General features: G+C 69.4%; 15 protein-coding genes and 2 pseudogenes. 10 read left to right on the plus strand and 7 right to left on the minus strand.

Annotated features, from left to right (window positions below; translation table 11 throughout):
- The first annotated feature begins 114 nt into the window (after positions 1-114).
- Complete coding sequence (gene thiI, locus ACH4FH_RS31120) at positions 115-1,440, plus strand: tRNA uracil 4-sulfurtransferase ThiI (RefSeq protein ID WP_398559292.1); 1,326 nt, start codon at positions 115-117, stop codon at positions 1,438-1,440.
- Positions 1,437-2,258, plus strand: coding sequence for a precorrin-6A synthase (deacetylating) (gene cobF / locus ACH4FH_RS31125; RefSeq protein WP_398559293.1), 822 nt, complete (start codon positions 1,437-1,439; stop codon positions 2,256-2,258). Before thiI ends, cobF begins: the two co-directional genes overlap by 4 nt.
- Positions 2,259-2,349: 91 nt before the next feature.
- Here the strand turns inward: cobF and ACH4FH_RS31130 are convergent, their stop codons facing one another.
- The gene (locus ACH4FH_RS31130) at positions 2,350-3,075 is read right to left on the minus strand and encodes a hypothetical protein (RefSeq protein WP_398559294.1); all 726 of its coding nucleotides are present in this window, start codon (positions 3,073-3,075) and stop codon (positions 2,350-2,352) included.
- A gap of 92 nt (positions 3,076-3,167) precedes the next feature.
- Between ACH4FH_RS31130 and ACH4FH_RS31135 the strand changes: the two genes are divergently transcribed.
- Complete coding sequence (locus ACH4FH_RS31135) at positions 3,168-3,809, plus strand: TetR/AcrR family transcriptional regulator (protein WP_398559295.1); 642 nt, start codon at positions 3,168-3,170, stop codon at positions 3,807-3,809.
- A gap of 148 nt (positions 3,810-3,957) precedes the next feature.
- On the opposite strand, the pseudogene ACH4FH_RS31140 reads toward ACH4FH_RS31135, so the two are convergent.
- Both ACH4FH_RS31140 and ACH4FH_RS31145 read right to left on the minus strand, forming a co-directional pair.
- Positions 3,958-4,326, minus strand: a pseudogene (locus ACH4FH_RS31140) (transposase); the annotation flags it as partial.
- Positions 4,278-4,409 (minus strand): hypothetical protein, encoded by a 132-nt coding sequence (locus ACH4FH_RS31145; protein WP_398559342.1) that lies wholly within the window; start codon positions 4,407-4,409, stop codon positions 4,278-4,280. The gene ACH4FH_RS31145 and the pseudogene ACH4FH_RS31140, both read right to left, overlap by 49 nt.
- 336 nt (positions 4,410-4,745) lie before the next feature.
- Here ACH4FH_RS31145 and ACH4FH_RS31150 point away from each other — a divergent pair, with 336 nt between their 5' ends.
- From ACH4FH_RS31150 to ACH4FH_RS31165, 4 genes and pseudogenes are all read left to right on the plus strand, one after another.
- Positions 4,746-5,285, plus strand: coding sequence for a hypothetical protein (locus ACH4FH_RS31150; RefSeq protein WP_398559296.1), 540 nt, complete (start codon positions 4,746-4,748; stop codon positions 5,283-5,285).
- A gap of 2 nt (positions 5,286-5,287) precedes the next feature.
- Positions 5,288-5,629 (plus strand): hypothetical protein, encoded by a 342-nt coding sequence (locus tag ACH4FH_RS31155; protein WP_398559297.1) that lies wholly within the window; start codon positions 5,288-5,290, stop codon positions 5,627-5,629.
- 222 nt (positions 5,630-5,851) lie between these two features.
- Positions 5,852-6,112: pseudogene (locus ACH4FH_RS31160) on the plus strand (transposase); the annotation flags it as partial.
- A gap of 112 nt (positions 6,113-6,224) precedes the next feature.
- The gene (locus ACH4FH_RS31165; RefSeq protein ID WP_398559343.1) at positions 6,225-6,575 is read left to right on the plus strand and encodes a hypothetical protein; all 351 of its coding nucleotides are present in this window, start codon (positions 6,225-6,227) and stop codon (positions 6,573-6,575) included.
- A 174-nt stretch (positions 6,576-6,749) separates the two neighbouring features.
- On the opposite strand, the gene ACH4FH_RS31170 is transcribed toward ACH4FH_RS31165, so the two are convergent.
- Positions 6,750-7,136, minus strand: a complete 387-nt coding sequence (locus ACH4FH_RS31170; RefSeq protein WP_398559298.1) for a VOC family protein — start codon at positions 7,134-7,136, stop codon at positions 6,750-6,752.
- Positions 7,137-7,199: 63 nt separating this feature from the next.
- Between ACH4FH_RS31170 and ACH4FH_RS31175 the strand changes: the two genes are divergently transcribed.
- Complete coding sequence (locus ACH4FH_RS31175; protein ID WP_398559299.1) at positions 7,200-8,165, plus strand: helix-turn-helix transcriptional regulator; 966 nt, start codon at positions 7,200-7,202, stop codon at positions 8,163-8,165.
- Between the two features lie 137 nt (positions 8,166-8,302).
- Here ACH4FH_RS31175 and ACH4FH_RS31180 read toward each other — a convergent pair whose 3' ends face one another.
- Positions 8,303-9,610 carry a cation:proton antiporter gene (locus ACH4FH_RS31180; RefSeq protein ID WP_398559300.1) on the minus strand — a complete coding sequence of 436 codons (1,308 nt, stop codon included), beginning with the start codon at positions 9,608-9,610 and terminating at the stop codon, positions 8,303-8,305.
- Positions 9,611-10,140: 530 nt separating this feature from the next.
- Between ACH4FH_RS31180 and ACH4FH_RS31185 the strand changes: the two genes are divergently transcribed.
- Both ACH4FH_RS31185 and ACH4FH_RS31190 read left to right on the plus strand, forming a co-directional pair.
- The gene (locus ACH4FH_RS31185) at positions 10,141-10,647 is read left to right on the plus strand and encodes a hypothetical protein (RefSeq protein ID WP_398559301.1); all 507 of its coding nucleotides are present in this window, start codon (positions 10,141-10,143) and stop codon (positions 10,645-10,647) included.
- 33 nt (positions 10,648-10,680) lie between these two features.
- Entirely contained in the window at positions 10,681-12,048 is a 1,368-nt protein-coding gene (locus ACH4FH_RS31190) for a chloride channel protein (RefSeq protein ID WP_398559302.1), read from the plus strand.
- 82 nt (positions 12,049-12,130) lie between these two features.
- Here the strand turns inward: ACH4FH_RS31190 and ACH4FH_RS31195 are convergent, their stop codons facing one another.
- The gene (locus ACH4FH_RS31195) at positions 12,131-12,457 is read right to left on the minus strand and encodes a plasmid stabilization protein (protein ID WP_398559303.1); all 327 of its coding nucleotides are present in this window, start codon (positions 12,455-12,457) and stop codon (positions 12,131-12,133) included.
- Between the two features lie 650 nt (positions 12,458-13,107).
- Complete coding sequence (locus tag ACH4FH_RS31200) at positions 13,108-13,947, minus strand: pectate lyase (RefSeq protein WP_398559304.1); 840 nt, start codon at positions 13,945-13,947, stop codon at positions 13,108-13,110.
- Positions 13,948-14,136: the final 189 nt, after the last annotated feature.

Below are 14,136 nucleotides of genomic sequence, written 5' to 3' on the forward strand. Positions count from 1 at the left end.
GCCGCTGAGCGAAGGATGCGGTTCACCCGACCTTGCACGTGGTGCGCGGGCCGGACCCGCCTCCCGTTCACGGCCCGGTGCCGGTCCTCACGACGACTCGCGAAGGAGAGTTTCGTGCCCGGCGAACCGAGCATCCCCTCCCCCAGAACGCCTCAACCGAGCGGGCCCTGTGTCCTGCTCAAGCATGGCGAGGTCTTCCTCAAGGGCCGCAACCGGCACCTGTTCATCGAGCGGTTGCACGACAATCTCCGCGGCGCCCTGCGGGGCATCGGCGGCTCCACCTGGATCAAGCCCGGCCAGAACGTCACCGTGATCGGCGGCGAGGTCCCACAGGACGTCCTCGTGGAACGCGCCCGCCGGGTGATCGGGTTCAACTCGGTCGAACCCGCCCTGCGCGTCCCGAGCACCGTGCAGGACATCGAGAAGGCGGCTCTGGACGGGCTCGCCGCCCTTCGTGGCGAGCGGCCCGGAATCAGTTTCGCCGTCCGGGTCAAGCGCCGGGACAAGAGCTTCGAAATGACCTCGTCGCAGTTCGAGCGCTTCCTGGGAGCCCGCATCCGCGAGGGCCTCGGGGACCTGCCGGTGAACCTCTCCCATCCCGATGTACGGCTCTCGGTCGAGATCGACCGCAAGGAAAGCTACGTCTCCTGGACCCGTCACCAGGGACCGGGCGGGCTGCCCGTCGGCTCCAGCGGACGCGCCCTGGTGCTGCTCTCCGGCGGGTACGACTCTCCGGTAGCGGCCTACCGCGCGATGCGCCGCGGGCTGCGCTGCGACTTCGTCCACTTCACCGGCGCTCCGTTCACGAACGCCGCTTCGGTGTACAAGGCCTACGCGCTCGCCCGTGAACTCAACCGCTATCAGCCCGGTGGCCGGCTGCACGTCATCGCGCTCGGCCACGCGCAGAAGCAATTGGCGATCGCGGGGGCCGGCAGGCTTCAGGTCGTCGCGCAGCGGCGGCTGATGATCCGCGCCGCTTCCGCGCTGGCCGGCCGGACCCGTGCGGAGGCCCTGGTGACGGGCGACAGCCTGGGTCAGGTGGCCAGCCAGACCCTCGCGAACATGGCCGCCGTCGACGAGGCCGCCACCCTGCCGGTGCTGCGGCCGCTGGTCGGCTGGGAGAAGCAGGAGATCATCGATGAGGCCCGGTCCATAGGCACGGCGGAGATCTCCGTGCTGCCGGACGAGGACTGCTGCAAGCTCCTCGCGCCGCCCCGGGTCTCGCTCCGGGCCGGGCTGACCAACCTGCGTTCGGTGGAGAAGCGACTCGACCTGGACGACGTGGTGGACGGTCTGCTGCGCGACGTCCAGATCATGTATCCGGGAGAGGATGACGGGGAGGGAGAGGCCGGCGCGGACAGCCCGGACGGCGGCCCCGCGCCCGGCCGCCCCGTCCCGGCCGTGTGCGCCTCGGCGCCCTCCGGGGCGGTGTCGCCATGACCGGAGAGAACCTGCGGCGGATCCTGGTGATCGGGATCGGTGCGGGGGATCCGGAGCATGTGACGCTGGCCGCGGTGCGGGCCATGCGGGACTGCGACGTGTTCTTCCTGCTGGACAAGGGCGCGTGGGCGTCCGAGCTGACCCGCCTGCGCAGGGATCTGGTGGCCGAGCACGCCGGCCCCGGGCACCGGGTGGTCGAGGCCGAGGACCCGCGGCGGGACCGCTCCCCTGCGAGTCCCGCCGGGTATCAGGCCCAGGTCGTCGACTGGCGCCACCGCCGTGCCGCGCTGTACGAGCGACTGATCCAGGACGAGCTGGCGCCGGGCCGGACCGGCGCGTTCCTGGTGTGGGGCGACCCCGCGCTCTACGACAGCACGATCGACGCGCTGGAGGAGGTCGCGGCCCGGGGCGCGGTGTCCTTCACGTACGACGTGATTCCCGGGGTCAGCAGCGTCTCGGTGCTGGCCGCCCGCCACCGTACGACGCTGACCCGGCTCGGTCGTCCGGTCCGGATCGCCCCCGGCCGGCACGTCGCCGGGTCCGGGCTCACCGCGGGCGAGGACGTCGCCGTCATGCTCGATGTCGGTGCGGCACTCACCGCCCACCGGGAGGAGGGCTGGTGGATGTACTGGGGCGCCTACGTCGGTACACCCGAGGAACTGCTCGTCTCCGGACTGCTGGCCGAAGTCGCCGACCGGGTCCTGGAGTTGCGCGCCACGGCTCGGGAGCGTCATGGCTGGATCATGGATGCCTGCCTGCTGCGCGGCGACGATCCCGAGCCGTCGGCGGGAGCCGTTCCCCGGGAGCCTGCCGGCTGAGCCCTGCTCACGTCATCGCGTCAGCAGCACGGGCAGCTCGTTCACAAGAACGGGAGGACCCGTGTGCCCGCAGGCCGCACTCATCGGGCCTTCATTCCGCGGCTGGGTCCGACTGCCTGACCGTCCGCCAGTACTGACGTCGCTTCTCGTCCCGTACGACGACACCGAGACGGGCCAGTTCTTCGCGGAGCTCCCGTACGTCGTCGTCAGATGGCCCTTTCTTCTCCAGGGCACCTTGGCGGGCTTTGAGGAGGGCGTTCGCGGCTTTCGGCAGTTCGGGAGCGTCCGGGACCCAGCGGCGGAACTCGCCTTCGTGCGGATCGGCGTCCGCCCAGGGATAGCCGTGCTCGGTGAATGCGTCGGCAAGGCGGCCGGCGTCCAAGTCGCAGGGCTCCCGGCTGAGTTCCCCGCCGTCGTGGCCGAGCAGGACGAGATGCTTGCCGTCCCGGCAGGCCGTGGCGACGGCGTCGTGCGGCAACTCCTGGTCCCGGCCCTTGCGGCTGAGGACAACGGACTCGGCCGACAGGCGAATGACCAGCTCCTCGTGCTGCGCGACGAGCCCGAGCACCAGCCCCGCCACCGAACCCACAACGGGCAGCCAAGGCCCTGGGATCGACGCAAGAAGGCGGGCAGGCCCCTGCAGAGGCGCCCAGGGCAGCGTCACGAGCCAGTCGGCAAGAACGCCGACGAGCCAGCCGACACCCGCCCCCGCCGCCACGAACGCGACGTAGACGCCGACGGTGCCCCACACCGACCGCCCGAGCACGGTGAGTTGAGCCGACTGCCGGTCCCGCTCGGGACTCTTGCCCATGTCCATGTTTCCCCCTCGCTGCTTCGCGGCTCATCATAAACCGAGCGCTCGATCTATTATTGGGCAACGAGCCGAGAGCCGACCAGAAGGAGCCCTCGATGAGAACGGTCGACCCGGCCAAGCACCGAGCGCGCCGCCGGCACATCCTCAGCGCCGCGACCGAGCTCTTCGCCGCCAAAGGCTTCGAGCGCACCACCACGGCAGAAATCTGCAAGGCCGCCGGAATGAGCGCGGGCAACCTGTTCCACTACTTCCCCAACAAGCGCGCGATCTTTCACGCCGTCTTCGAGGACGACGAGCACGACGGCACCACCAAGTCCGAGCGCCTCGCCGCCGCCCGCGCCGCTGACGACCCGTGGGCTGCCCTTCTCGACACCGTCGACCTTCTCGCAGCCCCCGCCACGCAGCCACTGGTCCCGGCCCTCGTCATGGAGGCGATGATCCAGGCCCACCGCGACCCCGACCTCGAAGCACTGCTGAGCCGCGACAACGACGAGGAACGGTCCACCATCACCGCCCTGCTGCACAACGCAGCCGCGAGCGGCCGGATCGACCCCACTCTGGACCCGGACGACACCGCGGCCTGGGTCATGGCACTCATCGCCGCTCTCTACACGAGCGCCGCCACCGAGCCGTCGTTCAGCCCGGCGGATCAACTCCCCACTCTGCGCCTGATCCTCCACCGTTTCCTACGCCCCAACGCCGCCCCGATGCCGGAGCGACCGGGGCCGCGGCCTTAGAGGTCATCTCATTTGGCGAGTCTGCGGTAGCAGATGAGGGTGCAGACGAAGCTGGTGAAGGCGAGGAAGTGGTCAGCCTTGCGCTCGTAGCGTCGGTGGAGACGGCGGCAGCCGGCGCGCCAGGCCATGCCCCAGGCCGCGGTGTCGTCCGGGTCCAGCGGTGCCGGCCCAGTCGCTGCGAAGTCTCGATGCCTTTTCGGGCGATGCGGTGGGTGATGCCGCGTGGGCGTAACCATCGCCGCAGGCGGGAGTAGTCGTAGCCCTTGTCGGCATGGAGCTTTGCCGGCTTGCGTCGTCGGCGTCCGCGGCGGGAACGGATTGGCGGTATGCCCTTCACCAAGGGGATCAGGGCCTGACTGTCGTGCAGGTTCGCCACCGAGATTCCGACGGACAGGGGCAGACCGGTCCGCTCGGTGATGAGGTGGATCTTCGACCCGTACTTGCCCCGGTCGACAGGATTCGAACCTGTCAGATCCCCTTTTTCAGGGCCCGCATGTTCACGGAGTCGATCGCGCAACGGGTCCAGTCCGGCACCTCTGGCACCACTCGCTGGAACAACTCCCACAACTCTTCCGGCACCAGCAGCTCAACGATCCCCACAAGTTATCGCCTACCGAGTCAGCCAAATGAGATGACCCTAAGGGCGTGGGAGGTCCCCAGCGGCGGGCGTTGACTTTTCTCTTGGGCGGAGAAGTGGGCTATTTGCCTCTATATAGGGACAGCACCTGTTTTTCAGCGCATTTCTCGCCTCTCACCTGACCGTGGAAATTTCTACCAGCCACGTGACCATGCAGTGAAAGATTCCGTGACGTGTTGAAACCTTCTGACTGTGCGCCGAGTTGACGGCCTGCGTCCACGGTGCCGTTGCTAGCGTCGACGCGATCAGTTCTCCACGCGAACGCGTGTAGAACAGGCCGACATGCAGGGGGAAGTCGCATGGACAATATGTTTCGCGAGGAGCTGGAGAAGTTCCAGAATGACGCGGCTGAACTGCAAGGAATGCTGTCCGACCTGGCAGGAAGCCGCCCCGATGGGGCGGAAGCAGCGGACGCACAGGGTTCAGCGCGAGTCAGGGTGGGTGGTGACGGGCTCCCGAAGGACATAACGGCCGCCTCGGACTGGGAGAGGCGTTGCAAGACCGGCGGTCTCGGCACGGCGGTGGTCGAGGCCGCCCGCAATGCAACCCATGACCTCATGAATTCCTGGTCGCAGGATCTCCCCACTGGACCCTGGGATTCGAGCTCGGGGATGGGAACCATGGGCGTGCTGATGACCGGGGTCGGTGCTGTCGCCGCTGGCGGGATCTTCCTGGAAGGAGCAGCGTTTAACGCCACGGTCATAGGCGCAGCGTTCATGGCGGCGCTCGCAGCCTTGCTGACCCAGAAAGAGGAACTGAACCGCATCAAGGGGGAGGCGCAGAGCGTCAGCGATTTCCCCGGCCCTCCCGTTGGCAACTGGCCCAATGGCACGAGGTGAGCATGCGCGAGCCGAAGCGCGTGCATCCGTTGGCGGCACTGCTGGTGTTTCTGGGGATCGGTTGCCTTTTCGCGGCGTTGTCGATCCGTTCTAGGGTCGGGGACGCCCTATTTCTGCTCTCCTTCGTCCTGTTCATTGCGGCTGGGGTCTTCAACCACCGCAAACGACAGCGTGACTGGTTCTACCGAAAGTTCCGCACGTACGAGAACTTCCGTGCCGAGGCGATCGAGGAGGCGCGCCAAGTGCGGGACGAGAAGAGCGAGGCGGCGGTGGTGCGGCATCTGAAGACGCTGTACCCGGAGCTTCCGCCGTCTGAGCTCGTACGGATGCTCAAAGAGCTCTGACAGTGAGGATGTGACGTAGTGACGCCGCTGGCGGGTCTGACCCGTGCTCTGACTGACGTCTCGGCTGTCGTGTGTGGGATCTGTCGGCCCGCCGGGCGTCACCACGCACGCGGCCGGACGGGCGCTTGTACCTCATAGGAGTTTGGTCCAGAAGCCCCGTCACTGTCTTGTCCGCCTGCCCGACCGGCGCGTGCCGCCCTCGCAAGGACGAACATGGCCAGCATGGCGCACGACGGCCCGCGGATCACTGCCGGCGTCGACACCCACGGCCTTACACACCATGCCGCGGTGATCGACGCGGTCGGCCGGCACCTGGGCGACCAGGGGTTGCCTGCCACCATCCGCGGATACCGGGACCTGTTGGAATGGATGCGTTCGCACGATGAGCTCGTCGCCGTCGGGGTGGAAGGGACCAGCGCCTACGGCGCTGAACTCGCGCGGGTGCAGACCGCCGCCGGGGTCGGAGTCGTCGACGTGGACCGGCCGGATCGCAAGACACGGCGCATGAGGGCAAGTCCGATCCGGTCGACGCCTACGCCGCCGCGACGGCGGTACTGTCCGGGCGGGCCACCCGTATCCCAAGAGCCGGGACGGTGTGGTCGAGGCGGCGGTGCGGGTGCTGCGGATCGCCCGCCGCAGCGCGGTCAAGGCCCGCACGCAGACGATGAACCAGATCCACGGCCTGCTGGTGTCGGCTCCTGCGATGCTGCGCGAGCAGGCCGCCCGGCTGTACCGGGCGGCCCTGATACGCACGCTCGCCCGGCTGCGGCCCGGCGACGACCGGTCCCGTCCGCTGGCCGAACCCGTGCCTCGCTGCGGCGGCTCGCCCGCCGTTACCATGCGCTGGATGCCGAGATCGCCGATCGGCGGTTTCCGCGTCGGGCATCACGGTTTCCCTCGCGCATGTCACCTCCTTTGCGGTGGTGGTGTGCACGCGCACGCGTAGTCCTGCGCATGCATCTGACACGGCCCGAAGCCTCAAAAGGGGCCATCCAGCGACCAGTTCACGTGCGTGCACTTGCGGCTGTGCCCCTTTCCGGAGGAGGCGGTGCGGTGGGCGAAGCTCTCGGCCGCTCCCGCGGTGGACTGCTCCCGCGGCTGGGCCTGGGCGGCCTCGTGCTCAGACCAGGGTGGAGATGCAGAACGGGTGGCCTGCGGGGTCCAGCAGGACCCGCCACCGGTCGGGGTCCGGCTGGAATTCGGGCTTGACGGCCCCCAGGGCGAGCAGCCGGGCTTGGGCGGCGTCCAAGTCGTCGACGCCCAGTTCGATGTGGGCCTGCTTTTCCTGGGAAGGGTCCGGCCAGGTGGGACGGCGGTAGTCGGACAGCCGGTTGAATCCCAGTCCGGCCGCGCCCTCTTGGCCGAGCAGGACGAAGTGGTCGGTGGAGAAAACGGTGGGCAGGCCGAGGGCCTCGCCGTAGAAGCGGGCCAGTTCGGCGGGGTCCGGGCAATCGAAGGTGACGGCCGAGTAGCGGAACGTGGGTGCGGAGGTGGTTTCCGTGTTCATGGAGAAGACGCTACGTCGGGACCAGGACAGTTTCGGTCCTGGTCATGTGGAAGACTTCAACACGTGATCAGCGCCTCCGCCCGCCTGCTGCGATTGATTTCCTTGCTGGTCGCCCGGCCGTTGTGGACCTGCGGTGAGCTGGCCGACCGGATGGCGGTCACCGAGCGCACGGTGCGGCGGGACATCTCCAAGCTCCGGGAACTCGGCTACGCCGTCGAGTCCGAGCCCGGGCCATGGGGCGGATATCGCCTCCGTGCCGGTTCCCGGGTGCCGCCGCTGATCCTCGATGACGAAGAAGCACTCGCCGTGGCTGTCGGGCTGCGCGAGGCGGCGCTGAGCGGCGCTCTCGGTGGCGACCAGGCCGCACTGTCGGCGCTGCTGAAACTGCGGCAGGTTCTGCCGCAGCGAATCGCGGACCGGCTGGGCGAGATGGACGCCGCCTTCGTGCACACCCCCAGACCCGACGAGCCGCAGATCACGCCCGGCATGCTGCGGGAACTGGCCGCCGCATGCCGCCAGGGTGAGCGTGCCCGCCTGTCGTACCGCGACTGGGAAGGAAGGGCCACGGTCCGGGACGTTGATCCGTACCGCCTCGTCCACACCGGACGCCGGTGGTACTTCGTCGCCCGAGATGTGGCGCAGGGTCAATGGCGGACCTTTCGGGCCGACAGGGTCGACCGACTAGAGCCAACCGGGCACCCGGTGGAACTCATCGATCCGCCCGACCCGGCGCTGCTCGTCTCCCGCTCCGTCGCGACCGGCCCCTACCCGCTCTCTGCGACCATCCGCCTCCCGGTGTCCATGGACCAAGCACTGCGGCTGATCCCGTCGACGGTCGGTACCCACCGTCCCGAGGGCCCCGATGCCACGATCGTCGACGTCGGCGGTCCCGACGCGGACGGGCTCGCCAGGTACCTCCTCGGCCTGGCCACGCCCCTGCGAGTCCTGTCACCGGAGGCTGTACGGCAAGCCCTGCTGCGCCGTACCCAGGAACTCTTCGAGGACAACGCGAATGGTCAGCCCCGGTAGCGTCGTTGTGTGAGAACGAGCGCCGAGCCCCCATGACGCGAGCAACGCGCTACTGAGCGACGAGACGCCACTGCCGGACGGGGAGCCGGAAGTGTGCCTCGGGTGGAACCGCAACAGAGGGGTGAACGGGCTGTCGTTCACCGACGGCCGGGCCGCCGCGGTCGGCGAGCACGGCCGGCTCCGTTTCGGTCGCTTGCGCTGCCCGCCAGCCGCCGGACCGGGACGTCCTGCGGCGACGGTCCCGGCCGGTGAGTGCCTCCGGAGGCCGCGGCGGCCCCGTAGAGCCGCGCGAGTGGCCCCGCGCTGAGGCCGTGTGCAAGGACGCTGAGCAGCACCGTGCAGACGAGTACGGGAACGACCTGCTGTGTGACAGCTGGGGCAAGGTCCTCGACCGCGAGCAGCCCGAAGATGATGGTGGCCAGCCCCCGGGGGCCGAACCAGCCGACGAACCCGACGGTGGCACGGTCCATCCCCGTGCCGAGCAGGGACAGGGCCACGGGGACCATCCGCACCGCCGTCAGGCTCAGCACCGCGTAGAGGACCGCCTGCCACGTCATGTGCGGGAAGGCGGCCGGGACCAGGACTGCCCCGAACAGAAGCCACACCAGCAAGGAGAGCACCGATGCCGACTGCTCGGTGAACTGCAGTTGCCACGGCGGCGTGCCGCCGTGGGCGGTGCCGAAGGCCAGTCCGGCGACGAACGCGGCGACGAAACCGTTGCCGCCGATGGCGATGGCGGACAGATAGGAGAGCAAGGCGAGGGCCAGGACGGCCGGGCCGGCGAACTCCTCGGCGGCCCAGCCCTTGCGCAGCGCCGACCGCAGCAGCCACCCTCCGGCCAGACCGAGCGCCGCGCCGTAGGCGAGACCGATGGCGAGTTCCATGACCTCCTCGCCGGTGGCGTCAGGGCCGGAACCGGCGGTCACCGCGGCCCCGGCCAGCGCGACCGCGACGACGGGAGTGGCGATGCCGTCGTTGAGGCCGCTCTCGACGTTGATCAGGCGTCTGATGCGCTCGGGCACCACGGGATTGGACATCATCGAGGCTCCGAGCGCCGCGTCGGTGGGGGCGAGGGCGGCCCCGACGAACACCGCTGCCCAGGCGCCGACGCCCGGAAGGAGACCCAGTGCCAGGAGCGCCCCGAGCCCGATGCACATGGGCAGCCCGATCAGCAAAAGCCTCAGGTAGAGGCCGAGATCCGGTCGCAGGACCCGGAATGACAGCCGGGCCGCGTCGGTGAACAGGATCCAGGTCAGGCAAATCTCCGCCAGTCCTTTCACCGTGCCCTGCGGCGGGTCCAGGTCCATCGACCCCAGGCATGTCGCCAGCACCAACCCCACCAGTACGAACGCGGCCGGGGCGGTCAGCTCGACCCGTTCCACCCGCTGCGAGAACAGCCCCCACAGGAACAACAGCAGCAGAACCAGCGAGAGCGTTCCGTCCATCCAGCAGCTCCAGGTCTGTAACCCGCACCCGGCGGCCGGGTGCCGGCGGTCCCGCGCCGGCGCGACCGAGCGCGATCGTGCCAGCGTGCGGTATTCCGGCTCCGCCTGCGCCGATTCGCCGCACGCGTGTCGCCCCGGCCATTGGCGCAGCCGTCGCATGTGGCTGGTGGTCTGCGGCGCCCCGACCGACCGCCCATGACCTCGGCGGCCGCCGTCTTCTATGGGCTGTCGCGCGTGTCGGTCCCGGTTCGGCGCGCCTGTGCCACTGGCCTCGGATGCGTGCATACAGTCGCCGCGTCGGTTGGAATGCGGCTCGGTGCGATGGGATGGCACGCGCACCGCAGGCGGTTGATCAGCTGCCCCGTCCGGCTGGCTGGCTGCATCGTCCTGGCCAGCTGCCCGTACCTGAGCGCAGGTGCTGCGGATCGTGGCCGCGGTCCCGGCGCCTTCACCGCTCGCGCGTCCCCGGACGGCGCCGGCGTGTGGCACCGGACCGGCCGGGGCGGCACCGAAGGAGGACCACGGCCGGCATGAGTACGCGTACGGGAAGCGGCCCGGACCGACGGCAGCGTTGGCGCCGCGTGCGACTGCTCCGGCCGTTGCTGCGGTCCACCACCCTGATCGCAGTGGTCACCGCCGCGTACTACGTGCTCGCCCTGGCCCGTGATTCCACAGTGGGCACCACCACAGTGCTCATCCTGGGCCTGCTGGGGATCGGTGTGCAGGTCGCCTGGCAGACCGTCACCATCGGCAGCTCCCGCCTCCCCGGCTGCGCACCGTTGAGGCCCGGACCACCGCTGTGCCACTACTCCTGGTGCTGTTCTTCTGCGACGTACTGCCTCTCCGCACTCTCCGCACGGCAGGGCGGAGCCGGCCCCTTCTCCGAACCGCTCAATCGGACCGATGCCATGTCCTTCTCGGTGGCTGCATTGACCACGGCCGGATTCGGCGACATCGCGCCCGTCTCGCAGACCGCGGTGCAGCTCGGGCTCAAACAGCGTCGGCCGTCATCAGCACCGGAGCAGCGTGACGCATGACCCTTTCGTCCCCAGTCTCGAAGGACTGATCCGATGACCGAGCGGAAAGCCGGGCCGGAAACGGCCGAAGAGCCCGCGGAAGCGGACCGGCTGCGGGATCTGCTACGCACCCCCGCCTATCGCAAAGCCCTCGTGTTCAGCGGCCTGATCGGTGTACCGATCTCCCTGGCGGCCTTCTGGTTCCTGGTCGGCCTGCACGAACTCGAGAACGTGATGTGGGCGGACCTGCCCGAAGCACTGGGCTGGCACACCCCGCCGGCGTGGTGGCCGCTGCCCCTGCTCGCCACCGCCGGGGTTGTCGTAGGTCTGGTGGTGACCCACCTGCCGGGCGCGGGCGGACACATCCCGGCAACCGGCCTGCACGCCGGCGGCGCCTCCTCGGCCGCCCTGCCCGGAGTGATCATCGCCGCGATTGCGAGCCTGCCGCTCGGCGCCGCCCTGGGCCCGGAAGCCCCGTTGATCGCGCTCGGCGGCGGTCTGGCCCTGCTCTTCCGGAATCTCGTCCGCGCCCCCGCCACCCCGCAGAGCACCGCCCTGCTGGGCGCGGCCGGCGCCTCCGCAGCCATCGCTGCGATCTTCGGCAACCCGCTCATCGCCGCGGTGCTCCTGATCGAAGTAGCGGGTGTGGGTGGCCCCCAGCTCTTCGCGGTCATGCTCCCGTCGCTGCTGTCCAGCGGCGTGGGCGCGCTGGTGTTCACCGGCTTCGGACGCTGGACCGGTCTGGAGACCGGCAGCCTCGCCGTCCACTTCCCCGCCCCTCCTACGCGTCTGGACACCGGGGACGTGGTGTGGTCCGTCCTGTTGGCGGTCGTGATCGGCGTACTGGTGCACCTGGTGATCATCGGTGGCCGGCTGACCGCCGCGTTCGTCGCGGCATCCCCACTCTCGCGGACGGTGATGTGCGCGATCGCCGCCGGGGGTTGCGCAGCCCTGTACGCGGTCATCACCGGCCGCACGCCGGAGGACGTCGCCTCGTCCGGCCAGGGCACGCTGGCCGAACTGGCCGCCAACCCCCATGCCTGGAGCGTGGGCGCGCTGCTGGCCGTCCTGCTCTTCAAGGCCGCCGCCTACGCCCTGTGCCTGGGAAGCCTGCGAGGTGGCCTCGTCTTCCCCGCCCTGTTCCTGGGCGCGGCGGCCGGTGTGCTGTGCTCACCACTGCCCGGACTAGGTGTGGTCACGGCTGCGGCCACGGGCATGGCCGCGGCCGCGGCCAGTGCCCTGCGGCTGCCGGTCAGCAGCGTTGCCCTGGTGGTGCTGGTGCTCGGGAACGCCGAAACGATCCCTGTCGTGATCCTGGCGGCCGTGGCCGCCTTCATCACCACCGAACTTCTGCCTGCCGGCCCGTCAGCCGAGCCGCCACGCCCCCGCGAGGAGGCTGCGGGCACCGCCGCGAATTCCTGAGCCACAGGCGGCGGCGCCGGAGGAACCGTCTGGCCCTGGTCTGGCTGCCGGCCCCCGGCGCCGTCACGGAAGACTCAGCAGGTCAGCGGCCGAGGGCCTTGCGCAGCTCTTCCTTGTTCATGGACGAGCGGCCGTCGATGTGCTTCTTCCTGGCCTCTTCGTACAACTGATCCTTGGTGGGGCCCTGCGGCCCCTTGTGTGAGCGTTCGCCACCGCGCTGCGGGGCGGATTTGGGGTCGCGAAGGGACGTCTTGCTCGCCTGCTTCGCCTCGCCCGCGCGGGCGCGCTCCTTGTTGACGGTCCGCGCGGCAATCTCCTTCGCGCGCCGCTCGGAGACGCCGTGTTGCTCAGCGTTCTCCTTGATGCGCTCGTACTGCCGCTCGCGCTTCCTGCTCGACCCTGCGGGCATGTCAAGCTCCTCAGTCATGGTGCTGTCGCCACCGACGGCTTACTCCGCGTCCGCGGCCCGGTGCCGGTCCGGGCCGCGGGCGCACACTTCTACTCCACGCCTAACCCTGCGGTGTGCGACATGAACGAGCCGTCCAGGTAAATCTGACCGCTTCTGCCGTGGGGTGAGGCGTTCAGCAGCTGGAGAACGCCTCTCCTGGGCGAGCTCACCGGCCTCGTCCGCTGGTAGGGACGGCCAACTCGCTCTTGCGGTCGCTTTCACCCGGATGCAGCTGCCACGGGCGGCCTCCCGGGCAAACCGGGAAGGGCTCCGTTGTGCTGTGAGGAGCCGCCGTGGAGTTCGAGTAAAAAGCGCCCTCGCCGACTACGGATGTCGCCGAACTACTTTCATTCGCCCGGCAGATGGGCCCACGGCGCGAGGCACCCCACCCGCCGCGCCTCACCCCGACGCCCCACCCACTCCTCAGGCACAGCAACGCGCCGCACCGCGCAGGATCGTCCCCGCACTGGGCGTACGAGGACGATCCGACAACGCCGCGTGGCGTACCTCCCAGCGGTGGCTGAGAGAGGGAATTGCCGACACTCCCTGGGCCTCAATTACCGACGGTGGTGGCGTATCCGTGTCGCGCGGCAGCTTCCGCCCTGGTCGTACTAGTCGTAGCTGATGTCCGAGGGCTCGAAGAGGCAGTGCTTGCCGTCCGGGCCGCTGCCGGTCTCCTGCGGCTCGTCACCCGCGTCGTTCCCCGTGTAGCGGACACACGTCTTGATCTTCTTGTTCCCGTCGCCGTGTATGCGGATCTTGTGCAACGTGGCCGTGTCGCCGTAGTTGGTGTTGATCCCTGCGATCGACTTGCCGGGCGCGGTGATGTCCACGTCGTTCACGGTGATGGCACGCTTGTGCTGCGTCGAGCAGTTTCCGCAGGAGCGCACCAGCTTGCCGAAGTCGGAGACCTGGAAGCCGCTGATGGACAGCGTGCCCGCGCCGTTGAACTGGAAGACCTTGTCGTCAGCCTTCCTGGCCCCGCCGCCGACGACTGCGTACTTCGCGTTCGACGAGGTGCCCTTGAAGGTTGCCGCGTCTTCGCCGACGTCCTCCCACCAGACGTTCTCCAGGGTGCAGCTGCCCTGGCAGTGGATGCCGTCCGCGGCCGGGGAGCCGAGGATGACGTTCTTCAGGACCGCGCCGTCCTTCAGGCTGAAGACCGGGTCCTGGCCCTCACCCTGGCCGCCGCCGCCCAGGTCACCCTCGCCGTAGAAGCGCTTGAGACCGCCGTCGTACGCACCCGAGACCTCGAGTGTCTTGGACACCGGCTGCTGGCCGTTGGGGGTCGGCCAGGCCGGCGCCGCACCCGCGGTTGACAGCATGCCGGTGGTGACGACCGCCGCGCCGGTCAGCCCGACGGCGGCGGTCAGCGCAACGAGGGCCCGGCGTCGCGTCAGGCGACGTTTCCTGCTCTTGCGCAGTTCGTTTCGTTCCGTCAGTTGCGTCATGCGTCCCGCTCCTTGCGATGTGGGGGCAGCTTGCGCTCATGGGTCGCCACCACCGCGCAAAAGGTTGCCGCGTATCCGGGAATCCGGGAACCTGCCCACGATTGGCCGTCGCTCCCAGGCCCCGCAGCCACCACACACACCACCCACCACACACCAGCCCCTCGCGCCCGAGGTCGAGGCATCCGCGAC

Source organism: Streptomyces sp. NPDC017993, assembly GCF_044328065.1.
GTDB lineage: Bacteria > Actinomycetota > Actinomycetes > Streptomycetales > Streptomycetaceae > Streptomyces.

Coding starts and splice junctions, on each gene's coding strand:
- ACH4FH_RS31195 (WP_398559303.1), bottom strand. CDS start 12,457: ATGCCCGCAGGGTCGAGCAGGAAGCGCGAGCGGCAGTACGAGCGCATC.
- ACH4FH_RS31155 (WP_398559297.1), top strand. CDS start 5,288: ATGCGCGAGCCGAAGCGCGTGCATCCGTTGGCGGCACTGCTGGTGTTT.
- ACH4FH_RS31170 (WP_398559298.1), bottom strand. CDS start 7,136: ATGAACACGGAAACCACCTCCGCACCCACGTTCCGCTACTCGGCCGTC.
- ACH4FH_RS31150 (WP_398559296.1), top strand. CDS start 4,746: ATGGACAATATGTTTCGCGAGGAGCTGGAGAAGTTCCAGAATGACGCG.
- ACH4FH_RS31190 (WP_398559302.1), top strand. CDS start 10,681: ATGACCGAGCGGAAAGCCGGGCCGGAAACGGCCGAAGAGCCCGCGGAA.
- cobF (WP_398559293.1), top strand. CDS start 1,437: ATGACCGGAGAGAACCTGCGGCGGATCCTGGTGATCGGGATCGGTGCG.
- ACH4FH_RS31180 (WP_398559300.1), bottom strand. CDS start 9,610: ATGGACGGAACGCTCTCGCTGGTTCTGCTGCTGTTGTTCCTGTGGGGG.
- ACH4FH_RS31130 (WP_398559294.1), bottom strand. CDS start 3,075: ATGGACATGGGCAAGAGTCCCGAGCGGGACCGGCAGTCGGCTCAACTC.
- ACH4FH_RS31200 (WP_398559304.1), bottom strand. CDS start 13,947: ATGACGCAACTGACGGAACGAAACGAACTGCGCAAGAGCAGGAAACGT.
- ACH4FH_RS31135 (WP_398559295.1), top strand. CDS start 3,168: ATGAGAACGGTCGACCCGGCCAAGCACCGAGCGCGCCGCCGGCACATC.
- ACH4FH_RS31185 (WP_398559301.1), top strand. CDS start 10,141: ATGAGTACGCGTACGGGAAGCGGCCCGGACCGACGGCAGCGTTGGCGC.